12 protein-coding genes are annotated in these 12,556 nt (G+C 37.6%); 2 read left to right on the top strand and 10 right to left on the bottom strand.

Annotated elements, in window-relative coordinates; genetic code table 11:
• Positions 1 to 35: 35 nt before the first annotated feature.
• On the top strand, positions 36 to 1,340 hold the full coding sequence (gene pncB / locus GGR10_RS03830) for a nicotinate phosphoribosyltransferase (protein WP_182479988.1): 1,305 nt from the start codon (positions 36 to 38) through the stop codon (positions 1,338 to 1,340).
• A 380-nt stretch (positions 1,341 to 1,720) separates the two neighbouring features.
• On the opposite strand, the gene GGR10_RS03825 is transcribed toward pncB, so the two are convergent.
• From GGR10_RS03825 to nth, 10 genes are all read right to left on the bottom strand, one after another.
• On the bottom strand, positions 1,721 to 2,131 hold the full coding sequence (locus GGR10_RS03825) for a YbaN family protein (RefSeq protein ID WP_182480092.1): 411 nt from the start codon (positions 2,129 to 2,131) through the stop codon (positions 1,721 to 1,723).
• Positions 2,132 to 2,519: 388 nt separating this feature from the next.
• A complete protein-coding gene (locus GGR10_RS03820) occupies positions 2,520 to 3,431 on the bottom strand; it encodes a metal ABC transporter permease (RefSeq protein WP_182479987.1) in 912 nt (303 codons plus the stop codon).
• 7 nt (positions 3,432 to 3,438) lie between these two features.
• Complete coding sequence (locus tag GGR10_RS03815; RefSeq protein ID WP_281371266.1) at positions 3,439 to 4,293, bottom strand: metal ABC transporter permease; 855 nt, start codon at positions 4,291 to 4,293, stop codon at positions 3,439 to 3,441.
• Complete coding sequence (locus tag GGR10_RS03810) at positions 4,290 to 5,120, bottom strand: manganese/iron ABC transporter ATP-binding protein (RefSeq protein ID WP_182479986.1); 831 nt, start codon at positions 5,118 to 5,120, stop codon at positions 4,290 to 4,292. Before GGR10_RS03810 ends, GGR10_RS03815 begins: the two co-directional genes overlap by 4 nt.
• Positions 5,117 to 6,025: a metal ABC transporter substrate-binding protein gene (locus tag GGR10_RS03805; protein WP_010703237.1), complete on the bottom strand. Its 909-nt coding sequence runs from the start codon at positions 6,023 to 6,025 to the stop codon at positions 5,117 to 5,119. The genes GGR10_RS03810 and GGR10_RS03805 overlap by 4 nt, the downstream gene beginning before the upstream one ends.
• Positions 6,026 to 6,342: 317 nt before the next feature.
• The gene (gene pheT, locus GGR10_RS03800) at positions 6,343 to 8,757 is read right to left on the bottom strand and encodes a phenylalanine--tRNA ligase subunit beta (protein WP_182479985.1); all 2,415 of its coding nucleotides are present in this window, start codon (positions 8,755 to 8,757) and stop codon (positions 6,343 to 6,345) included.
• Positions 8,758 to 8,788: 31 nt separating this feature from the next.
• Positions 8,789 to 9,874 (bottom strand): phenylalanine--tRNA ligase subunit alpha, encoded by a 1,086-nt coding sequence (gene pheS / locus GGR10_RS03795; protein ID WP_182479984.1) that lies wholly within the window; start codon positions 9,872 to 9,874, stop codon positions 8,789 to 8,791.
• A 94-nt stretch (positions 9,875 to 9,968) separates the two neighbouring features.
• Entirely contained in the window at positions 9,969 to 10,370 is a 402-nt protein-coding gene (rplT, locus tag GGR10_RS03790; protein WP_007476181.1) for a 50S ribosomal protein L20, read from the bottom strand.
• A gap of 33 nt (positions 10,371 to 10,403) precedes the next feature.
• On the bottom strand, positions 10,404 to 10,607 hold the full coding sequence (gene rpmI, locus GGR10_RS03785) for a 50S ribosomal protein L35 (protein ID WP_010700643.1): 204 nt from the start codon (positions 10,605 to 10,607) through the stop codon (positions 10,404 to 10,406).
• A 136-nt stretch (positions 10,608 to 10,743) separates the two neighbouring features.
• A complete protein-coding gene (nth, locus tag GGR10_RS03780) occupies positions 10,744 to 11,484 on the bottom strand; it encodes an endonuclease III (protein ID WP_182479983.1) in 741 nt (246 codons plus the stop codon).
• 542 nt (positions 11,485 to 12,026) lie between these two features.
• Between nth and GGR10_RS03775 the strand changes: the two genes are divergently transcribed.
• Positions 12,027 to 12,278, top strand: a complete 252-nt coding sequence (locus tag GGR10_RS03775; RefSeq protein WP_182479982.1) for a BQ00720 family protein — start codon at positions 12,027 to 12,029, stop codon at positions 12,276 to 12,278.
• Positions 12,279 to 12,556 lie beyond the last annotated feature (278 nt).

Here is a 12,556-nt window from a genome sequence, read left to right as displayed (position 1 = left end):
AATTTTAGATTTCACTAAACTGAAAGAACAGGGGCATGAATCATACAGATATCGCTAGACGCGTTTATAACCACACATGGAAACTTGACCCCATTATTCGCTCGCTTCTCGATACGGATTTTTATAAGCTTCTTATGGTACAAATGATTTGGGGACTTTACCCAAATGTTCATGTCACCTTCTCACTTATAAACCGCAGTAAAACAATTTGTCTTGCCAATGATATTGATGAAGGTGAGCTACGTGCTCAGCTTGATCATGCCCTCAGTTTACGCTTTACCAAAAAAGAAATAATCTGGCTTGCTGGTAATACATTTTATGGACGCAAACAAATTTTTAAACCGGATTTTCTTAATTGGCTTGAAAAATTTCAACTACCCGAATACGAATTAACCCACAAAGACGGTCAATATATTCTACATTTCCATGGTCCATGGGCTTATAGCTCTATGTGGGAAATCCCTGCCCTTTCTATTATCAGTGAATTACGTTCACGCGCTGCAATGAAAAATCTCGGTCGTTTTGCACTCGATGTCCTTTATGCTCGTGCTAAAGCAAAAATGTGGAGTAAAATTGAACGCCTGAAACAATTGCCTGATCTTAACATCGCTGACTTTGGCACTAGACGTCGCCATTCTTTTTTATGGCAACGTTGGTGTGTCGAAGCGTTAAAAGAAGGAATTGGCAATTCTCTGGTGGGATCTTCCAATATCCTTCTAGCAATGGACACAGACTTAGAAGCTCTTGGAACAAACGCACATGAATTACCTATGGTTATCGCAGCCCTTGCTAATAATGATAACGACTTGCACCAAGCGTCTTACCAAGTTCTGCAAAATTGGAACCGCTATTATGGTGGAAATCTTTTGATTGTTTTGCCTGATGCTTTTGGAACAGAAGCATTTTTACGCAACGCACCAGACTGGGTAGCAGACTGGACAGGATTTAGAATTGACAGTGCTCTACCCATTGAAGGAGGCGAACGCATTATAAAATGGTGGCAAGAAAAAGGAAAAAATCCACGAGAAAAATTATTGATTTTTTCCGATGCGCTAAATGTAGATACAATTGAAAAAACCTATCATCACTTTCATGGTAAAGTACGCATGAGTTTTGGGTGGGGAACCAATCTCACCAATGATTTTGAAAATTGTGCACCCCAAAACATCGCAAATCTTGAAGCTGCTTCCCTTGTTTGCAAAGCCACTCATGCTAATGGCCGACCAACTGTAAAACTTTCAGATAATCCTGAAAAAGCCATTGGAGATTTACAAGAAATACAACGTTATTTGAATTTTTTTAATCCTGAATTATCCATTACCAAACCCATCAAGATTTAATCATTAACTGATTAGATAAAAAAGAAACCAACTATGAAATAAATCATTGCCCAAACCAAATAGGCAGATATTATTTCTATTTCTCTTATAACAGGCAAAAATAATATCATTACATAAATGGCCTCTTATTGCTTATTAAAATGATCTGATCAACACTCAATAAAGCATCCACGCACAATTCCTATTGATGATAAATTTTTCACGAAGCGTATACTTTATCTAGCGAACATGCCTGTACTACTTTAGAAAATGACAGCTAATGTGCATATTGATATTGATAGATGAAAACTTTATCTTAAGTGTTTTTAGTCAGAAAACTTTTTGTAAATAGCCTCAATAAAACAAGAAAAATGTAAGACAGACTTAATTAATAAAATTTTTTATTTTGATAATGATGATGACGTAGATGAGGATGGGCGTGTCACAATATAAACAGCAATCACCAACAAAAGAATTGCAGTGGAGGAAGCAAACCATAAAGCAGGGTGTACAATTATTAAAAATGATAAAAAGCCACCGATCATACTTACCACAGCAAAAATTTTAACAAAAGGTGAGATGATTCTCTTTTCTTCCCATTGCTTAATGGGAAGACCAAAAATTCGATGATTATGCAACCAATAATGAAACCGTGGTGATGAACGGGCAAAACACCATGAAGCAACTAATAAAAAAGGTACGGTTGGCATGATAGGTAAAACCACACCGATCAGACCTAATACAATCATCACCCAACCCAATATAGAATAGAAAACTCGTAAAGGGCGAGATATCTTAAAATCTTTTTCTATCATTTATTGCTGTTTCTTCTCTCATCCAAATATCATAATGTAAAATTTTGCCTTTTATATATTTTAGCACATAATCTTGCTGAACACTCTTCATCAACAAGCATATTTTCAACAATGACCATTGCCTAAAATATAGGACAGTTTATGCAATATGATGATCATTTAAAAGTTTTCAAGAAATGAAAATAAGTTTTTAGGACATTTAAAAATAAAAAGGCTGCACGATAAATCAATGCAGCCTCTTAATCACGAATGCAGTGTTGGGAGGAGAAAATACTGCATCCATCGGCTAGACATTAGGAGGAAAATAACCTAGCACCACTCCATTTAATAAAAAGAAAAATTTAAAACAACACACAAAAATGCATGGCTGCTATGCAAAGATCTATTATACTTGCGTTTCCCGAGTTGTAGCCTGTTGAACAAAAATCCATATAAAAACAGCAGTAAAAATTAGTGTCAAAATCAATACAATCGTAGAAGCAGAATCAGAACCAATAAATAAACTTAGATAAATTCCTAAAAAACTAGAAAAAACAGCAACCAATACAGCAATCAAAAGCATAGAAAAAAACCGCTTAGTAATAAGGTAAGCAATTGCCCCTGGTGCAATCAACAAAGAAATAACTAAAATAATCCCAACTGCTTTCAAAGCCGCAACAATCGTGAGAGAAATCATTGTTAACAGAGTATAATGGAGCACTGATATCTGTAATCCTATTGCACGCCCTTGAATCGAATCAAAAATATACAGCATAAAATCACGCCATTTTGTTCCCAAAATTAAAGTGATGATAATAGAAATTATTGCTGTCTGCGTAATATCAAGCCAATTAACACCCAAAAGATTACCAAATAAGATGTGATTTAAATCCAAATTACTATAAATTGCCGTTGCTAGAACAAGCCCCAAACCAAACATAGACGAAAAAACAACACCCATAACCGTATCTTGTTTTATACGGCTATTGCTCCCTAAAAAACCTGTCGTGATGGCACAAATCATACCAGCAATGAAAGCACCAAAAACAATTAAAATCATCGTAACATTGGCTGGATGTAAATGATGAAACCAAGAAAACGGCAAAGAGGCTAAAAATGTTATCACCCATGGTGTTGTCATATAACCAATAACCACACCAGGAAAAACTGCGTGAGAAATCGCATCTCCTAAAAGCGCCCACCCTTTTAAAATAAGGAAACAAGAAAGCATAGCCATCGGAATGGAAAGAATAACGGTAATAGTCATACCCTTAACCATAAAAGAAAGCTGAAAAGGGAGCAGTAATTGATCTATCATGTTGTTATCACATTTTTTTTGCCATTCTCACGCGCAAACGGGCAGCGAGAAAACCGTATTTTGGAGAAAAAATAAAAGCTATAATAAACAGAAACGCTTGAAAAAGCACAACAACACCACCGGTATGCGCATTTAAAAAATAACTTACATAAACACCCAGTACACTTGTAAATGTTCCAATCACTACTGCAATTATCAAAAGGTTCACAAAGCGATCACTTAAAAGATAAGCCGTAGCCCCTGGTGTTACCACAAGACAAATAACCAAAAAAGCTCCTACTGTTTGCATAGCAGCAACAGTGCAAGCGGCAAGAAGTGTAAAAAAGAGAATTTTCAATAGCTTTACATTCAATCCAAGAGCACGTGCATGACTTTCATCAAATAAAGAAACTAATAAATCTTTCCACTTCGCGCATAATATCAACAAAGAGAAAACACTAATACAAACTAATTGCATAATATCTGATGAACTAATTGCCAAAACATTTCCAAGAACAATCGTATCAATGTTAACAGCCATTGGTTTTAATGACTTGAGAAACAATCCAAGAGCAAAAAAGGAAGAAAAAGTTAAACCAATAATCGTATCTTCTTTCAGTTTTGTTCGATGGTTAAGAAATAACATCGCGGCAGCAGCAGCCCCACCAGAGAAAAAAGCCCCAAGCGAAAAAGGCAATCCTAAAAGATAAGCCCCAGCAACCCCAGGCACAATCGAATGAGAAAGTGCATCACCAATTAACGACCAGCCCTTTAACATTAGAAAAGCTGAAAGAAATGCACAAACACACCCAACCAACCCCGAGACCCACATTGCATTGACCATATATTGATAATTGAATGGCTCAAGTAACCAAGACATCATGAAACGTGCTTCCGTTCTTGATCGTAGTCAAAAAATAAAGGCTCTTCACCATCTGCAAAAATATTATCTTTTTTTCCACCTTGGAAATCAATATTATAGCGGTGTAATGCACCACCAAAAGTTCGTTCAAGATTTTTCTGCGTGAAAACCATTTGTGTCAATCCAGAAGCTAAAACAGTTCCTTTTATTAAAACTGTACGATCACAAAATTCAAAAACAGAACTTAAATTGTGGGTAGAAACTAATATTATCGCCCCTTCTTTACGAAGGTCTTGCAACAAAGCGATAATTTTATCTTCCGTTTTAATATCAACTCCCGTAAATGGCTCATCTAACAAAATAGCTTTTGCCTCCTGCGCTAAAGCACGTGCTAGGAAGACACGCTTTTTTTGTCCACCAGAAAGCTCCCCAATTTGGCGTTTAGCAAACGCTAACATATCAACACGCTCTAAAGCAGAACGAACAGCTTCGCGATCTTGCGCGCGCGCATAGCGAAAAAAATTCATATGGCCGTACCGCCCCATTAATACAACGTCTTCAACAAGAACAGGAAAATCCCAATCAACATCTTCACTCTGAGGTACATAAGCAATGAGATTTTGTTTCAAAGCCTTCTTAACCGGCAAACCTAAAATGCGAATTCTCCCCTTTGAAGGCTGCACAAATCCCATAATGGCTTTAAATAATGTTGACTTTCCTGATCCATTAACCCCGACCAATGCAGCAATCGAACCAATTGGATTTTCAAAACTTACTTCGCGCAAAGCCATATGCCCATTGCGATAAATCACCGTTACATCTTGAACAGATATTCCAGATTCAATCATTGACCTTTCACCCCATCAGATAACCCCTGGGCAATACGCGCGCTCGTAACACGTAACAAATCAATATAGGTTGGAACCTCCCCGCCTTTTTCACTGAGTGAATCAACATAAAGAACACCGCCATATCGAGCACCTGTTTCTTTTGCAACTTGTTTGGCAGGTGCATCAGAAATGGTGCTTTCAGAAAAAATGACTTGAATATGGTATTTGCGAACCATATCAATAACATGCTTAACTTGCTGTGGTGTTCCCTGTTGATCAGCATTTATTGGCCATAAATAAAGCTCTTTTAGACCAAAATCACGAGCCAAATAACTAAACGCACCTTCACTGGTCACAAGCCAACGCTTATCTTCTGGCAATGCTTCCAATTCAGCTTTGATTGGATCAAGACTTAAACGAATTTTCTGCTTATAGATTTCAGCATTTTCTTTATAAATGTTAGCATGCTCAGGATCATACTTTACAAAGGCATCACGAATATTATCAATGTAAATCAAAGCCAAAGTCGGTGACATCCACGCATGAGGATTCGGTTTACCGCTAAAAGGCCCCTCGCCAATTGCGATGGGTACAACACCTTGTGAAACAACAACACTTGGAACATCTTTAATATTTTGAAAAAATTTTTCAAACCAAAGCTCTAATTCTAACCCATTCCACAATATAAGATTGGCGCCTTGCGCACGCATAAGATCGCGCGGTGTAGGTTGATATTCGTGAATTTCAGCACCTGGTTTAGTAATGGATTCAACATCAGCAACATCACCTGCTACATTACGTGCCATATCAGCAATAATAGTGAACGTTGTAACAGCTTTAAATTTGTTAGCGCTCAAAGCTAAGTTAGGAATTAAAAAGATTAAACCTAAAAAAAATGCAGTAAAAAACGTTTTTACTTTCATCGATCTACTTTCTATTGCAAATGATTTGCATTATCAATTAGCAGTTAATTTTTACCTTTGCAACGAGAAATTATCCAAAATAACGGTTTTTTTCTGTTATTTTCAGTTATTTAAAAAATTTTTTTTACACCGAAAACTGTTTATAATTTCAATTAATAGTCTACTGACATGAAAATCAATTTCAAAAAAATCCCTGGCCCTTTAATTTAAGGCCCATATTTACCGCTCTAGTACTCAACAAAAAAATACCCAAAGGCGCTTTATGTATAAAATAATTCATACAAAAGAATAGCAACCAACTGTGCAAAACATAAAGCTCAGCAACGCAAACATGCACCTGTTGCTTTAGTAACATTTTCCACGACTTTCAAAGCAAGTTCTTCAAGATCTTCATCTGTTAAGGTTCGTTCAACAGGTTGAATAGCAACTTCAATCGCCACAGACTTTTTATCCTCACCAAGACTTGGATCTTCAAAAAGATCAAAAATCTGTACTGAATGAATAAGTTTTTTATCTGCCCCACGTGCAGCATTAACAATTAAAGAAGATGCTATTGCTTTATCAACCACAAATGCAAAATCGCGTCGTACCATTTGAAAAGGTAACAACTTTAAAGGAGAACGGATTTTTGTTGCCTTTTTCTTTGGTTCCGGAATTTGGTCAAGAAAAACTTCAAAACCGCATAAAGGACCACTAACATCTAATTTTTCTAATGTATCAGGATGAAAAACACCAAAGAAACCAAGAATAACCTTTGGTCCAAGCTTAATGACACCTGAACGACCAGGATGATACCAATTAGGTGTTTCAGTTCCAATTTGTACTTTGCTAATATCTATACCACACGCCTCCAAAACAGCCAATGCATCTGCTTTGGCATCAAAAACATCAACTGTTTTTGCATTTCCACTCCAAAAACGCCCAGATCCTTCAAATTTTTCTGTACCACGACGAATACCACCAGCAACACATTGTTGTTCATCAGGTGCATCGCCCTTATAAATACTTGAAACTTCAAACAAAGCAAAATCCGGGAAACCACGATCAACATTTCGCTGTGCAGCAATAAGCAAACCAGGCAAAAGAGAAGGGCGCATCACCGACATATCCGTTGCAATAGGGTTTACCAATTTAAGCTGCGCTTGACCACCTCCAAAAGTCAGCGCCTGATTTTCAGAAATAAATGACCACGATACAGCTTCCACCATGCCTCTACACGCTAAAGCCCGGCGAGCAACACGTGAGGCAATTTGCGAGAACGTTAAAATTTTATTATTTCCCCCAGTAAAATCTTTCAATGGTATAGGTTCAATTTTATCCAGCCCATAAATTCGTATCACTTCTTCTACTAAATCAGCTTTACCCACAACATCAAAGCGCCATGTTGGCACTTCGACCGTAACCACATCTCCTTCTCCTTTAATGCCAAATCCAAGCTGTTTTAAAATAGCAATGGCTTTTCCACGTTCTATTTCTAAATTAGTCAAACGTTTAATTTCAGAAAATGGAAAGCTGATCTGTTTAACTTCTGGCTTCTGGTAGCCAACAACTTGCGCTTTTGATACCTCACCACCACAAAGATTCAGCACCAACTGTGTTGCAATCTCAAGCCCCGATTCCATAAAAGCAGGATCAACACCCCGTTCAAATCGATAACGCGCATCACTAATAAGGCCTAATGTGCGACCGGTCTGTGCAATGCTACGTGAATCCCAAAGAGCTGATTCAATAATGACACGGCGTGTCATTTCATCACAACTTGTCCTGACACCACCCATAATGCCAGCAATAGCAACAACCCCTTCTTCATCTGCAATGACACAATCCTTTGTACTCAAGTTATAGGTTTTACCATTCAGAGCTTGAAGCTGTTCACCTTCACAACCACAACGTACTCTTAAAGCCCCTTTAACTTTATCGGCATCAAAAACATGAAGTGGACGACCAAGATCAAAACTTATATAGTTTGTTATATCAACCAGCGCATTAATCGGTCTTAAACCGATTGCATTCAAACGTCGTTGCATCCATTGTGGTGATGCACTATTTTGCACATTTCGTACTTCGCGCCAAGAAAAGCCTAAACATAGTGATGTATTTTGACAAAAATCCAAAGTGACTTGAACTGATGTTTCAAAAGAGGTGTCAAACTGCGGTATCGATAATTCTTTTAATCGCCCAATTCCAGCTGCAGCTAAATCACGAGCAACCCCATAAACACCCGTGCAATCAGAACGATTAGGCGTTAGCCCAACATCAATTACAGGATCATTCAAACCTGCATAATCTGCATATGGCACTCCAAGAGGAGCATCCTCTGGCAATTCAATAATCCCATCATGCTCATCTAACAATTTAAGTTCTGCTGCTGAACACATCATACCAAAACTATCAACACCGCGGATTTTACCCACAGATAATGTCACATCAAGCCCTGGCACATAGGTGCCTGGCAATGCAAGAACACTAACAAGCCCAACACGTGCATTTGATGCCCCACACACAACCTGCACAGGTGTACTGGACCCTGTATCTACTGACAAAATTTGTAATTTATCTGCATCAGGATGTTTTACAGCTGTTAAAACCTTTGCATTCACAAAACCTGCTAAAGAAGCATAATCTTCAATATGATCAACCTCAAGACCAATAGCTGTCAATTTATTACAAATTTCATCTAAAGATGCATCTGTTTCTAAGTGATCCTTCAACCAAGACAATGTAAATTTCATCTTATAACCTCACATGAAAACCGCGACAAAATTATACATTGCTCAAGCCAGTAAAAAGGGCAGGCACATCAAAGCAACGAAAACCATAATGATTCAACCAACGCAGATCAGTTTCAAAAAAAGCCCGTAAATCAGGCATGCCATATTTTAACATAGCCATACGATCAATCCCCATACCCCACGCAAATCCTTGATATTCATCCGGATCAAAACCAGCATTCTTTAATACATGAGGATGCACCATACCACACCCTAAAATCTCCAACCAATCACGACCTTCTCCAAACCTCACTTCTGAACCGGAACGATTACATTGAATGTCTACTTCCATAGATGGCTCAGTAAAAGGAAAAAAAGACGGGCGAAAACGCATCTTTACCGAAGATACTTCGAAAAAAGCTTTACAAAAAGTTTCATGAAGCCACATCATATGTGCAATAGTGGAAGTTTTATCAACCACTAATCCTTCTACCTGATGAAACATCGGTGAATGCGTTGCATCAGAATCCATACGGTAAGTTTTTCCAGGAATAATGATGCGTATTGGTGTTTGTTGCTTTTCCATTACACGAATTTGTACTGGTGATGTGTGCGTGCGCAACAATTTCCGATTCCCCGCTTCATCCTTATCAAAAAAGAAGGTATCGTGCATTTCACGCGCTGGGTGATCTTCAGGAAAATTCAGTGCAGTAAAATTATAATAATCCGTTTCAATATCTGGTCCCTGAGCAATAGAAAAGCCCATATTCGCATAAATAGCTATGATTTCATCAATCACTTGCGAAATAGGGTGGATACGACCACGCTCTATAGGCGAAGAACGAACAGGCAAAGTTACATCAATTGTTTCCTTAGACAGGCGTAGAGCTGTTGCATGACGTTTGAGAACATCGCGCTTTTGCGCCCACAATTCTAAAATACGATTTTTTAATCCATTAAGTATAGGCCCGACTTTACAGCGTTCATCGGGATTCATCTTTCCTAATGCTTTTAATCTTTCAGAAATGCTACCCTTTTTGCCCAATGCCGCAATACGTACCGCTTCAAGTGCCTGTTCATCATTGGCTGCTTCTAAAGCTGAACAAATTTCTTGTTCTAGACGTTCAAGATCATTCATATTTCTGCCTATTTTACATTAAAAAAAAACCGCACCAGTAATAACCAGAGCGGAATCTTGAATAAATAAATGCTTTAAGAAAACGCAAACTGGCTTACTTGACAGCGCCTTCAAAAGCATTAGGCGTTGTGTCTTTTAAATATTCTAAAGCCTTCTTTGCAGAAACCACTAAAGCAGCAAATGCTGTGGGCTCATAAATAGCTATATCAGACAGAACCTTACGATCAATCTCAATACCGGCCTTTGACAGTCCGTCAATAAAACGCCCATAAGTTAAACCTTCTACACGAACAGCTGCATTGATCCGCTGAATCCACAAAGAACGGAAAGTACGTTTGCGGTTTTTACGATCACGATAAGCATATTGTTTTGAACGATCAACCGCTGCTTTAGCTGCACGAATGGTATTTTTACGCCGACCACGAAAACCTTCAGCTTCTTTAAGAACTTTTTTGTGTTTAGCGTGAGCTGTAACACCTCTTTTTACACGTGCCATATGACAATCTCCTATGAATCAAAAGTGCAAGGCTTAAAGGCCATTGGGTAAATAATACTGAGTGATTTTTTTAGCATCTGATTCAGCTAGAATCATTGTTCCGCGTGCATCACGAATGAACTTATTAGAACGTTTAATCATACCGTGACGTTTGCCTGCTGCTGCTGCTTTCACCCGACCTAGTGCAGTAATCTTGAACCGTTTCTTAGCAGATGATTTGGTCTTCATTTTGGGCATTTTGCTACTCCATATGTTTAAATTTGATCAAATTGATCAAAACTTGAATAAGCCATTTGAACAGCCACGGCATGCCCTGCCGGGCGGTTCCAACCATGTTTTCATAAGCCAGTATACATAAAATAGCAAGGCCGTATTAAAAAAAAACAGGAGCTCCATTCCCTTTAACTTCAACCAAGGGTGCTGGAATAGCATTTGTTTTGATTGCTGCTTTACAAAGATCAGCAATGATGCACTGTGTACAAAGTGCTTTACGCGCCTTGCAAATGTAACGCCCATGTAAAATAAGCCAATGATGAGCATAATGCATATAACAAGCTGGTATAATTTTCACTAACTTCTCTTCAACCACCTCTGGTGTTTTACCTGGTGCTAAACCAAGGCGGTTTCCAAGGCGCAAAATATGCGTATCTACAGCTAGAGTAGGTTGACCAAAAGCAACATTCAAAACAACATTAGCCGTTTTGCGCCCTACACCAGGTAGCGCCATAAGTGCTTCGCGACTATCAGGCACTTGGCCATCATATTGATCAATTAAAAGGCAACAAAGTGCATAAATATTTCGGGCCTTTGCACGCCAAAGACCAATGGTTCGGATATAAGATGCGATCCCCTCTTCTCCTAATGCAACCATTTTTTCCGGTCTATCCGCAAGAGGAAATAACTCTTGTGTAACCTTATTAACACCAACATCTGTAGCCTGAGCTGAAAGAATAACCGCAATCAAAAGAGTAAAAGCATTCGTATACACAAGATCACTCTTGGGAGTAGGGCGCTGAATAGAAAAACGGCGAAAGATTTCTGCAATTTCATCTTTTCTATATAATGTTCCGACGACTTTTTGCGCTTTTCTCAATTGCCTTGTCTTGTCAGTCATCAACCTTCTTTCTCATTTTCTTTGAAGTTATTGCTCACACTTGGCCCCCATAAAAGAAATATGAAAAATGCTTTTTAAAGATTTGTCAATTAATCACTTTAAAGAGTAACTATTACAATGATACATATTGTATTCTTTTCTTTTTAAATTTGAAAAAGGAATAAAACGTCACAATATATTGACATAACTAATAAAGCTTACGTTAATTATAAATAGTGCGTATTTTCATAAAAATAATGAGGAGAGCTATACGTGTAAACTCTAGCTGTTATCGCACAAAATTTAATACGCTTAAGCTTCCTCTAGAAGAGAATCAACTGGCTATTCACAATAAGCAAACAGTTAAAACTATCAATATTTCTATCATGGTATAACTTTGCATAAGTTTCAATGCGCTTTTCTTCTCACTAAAGATATGTATAGCATGAGTACTAAGTTGAAAAATAATCTTTTATCAATTATTCTTTATTTATTAAATGCAATAGATCTAATTCAAGTCAGCAGTGAAAATAACAAAAGTCAATGCATAAAGGACCAATGAAATGAGTGAGCATAAACAAATCTTGTCATTACAAGACTCAGCATCTTCTAATGAAGGACAAATTGCTTATTTAAAAAAAGTTTGTACAGACGATCTAGCTAAAAATTTTCCAGATCTTCCGCCAATGACTCCAGGAATTACAGTATGGGCTCTCTTTGGTGAAACGGGCCACCCAATCATTTTATCCGATGAGCGCTCTATCGCTCTTGCAGGTGCCAATGAACATGAGTTACAAATTGTCACATTGCACTAAATTATTTTAAGATAAATTATGAAATGGCCCAATCTATGAACTTAAGTGTTATAACTATTTTACAGTCATAATTCTCGCTTTAATTCTTGCTATAAAAGCTATTGCAGAAAATTAGCTTTTTTAAAAATGAGAAAAATAAGCGTATTTTGTGATAATTATTGTTGAAGATAATAACTGCATCTTCCCGACTAATATGAGCTTTAAAACTTAAAAAGCTTCAACTAAACAGGATAAATTTGATCTACAAAAACAGAAGCAATCAATCATTTGCTTGTATA

The sequence above is a fragment of the Bartonella chomelii genome (assembly GCF_014138465.1).
GTDB lineage: Bacteria > Pseudomonadota > Alphaproteobacteria > Rhizobiales > Rhizobiaceae > Bartonella > Bartonella schoenbuchensis.
The sequence above is the reverse complement of the archived record's forward strand: the minus strand, read 5'-3'. Positions and strand labels throughout refer to the sequence as shown.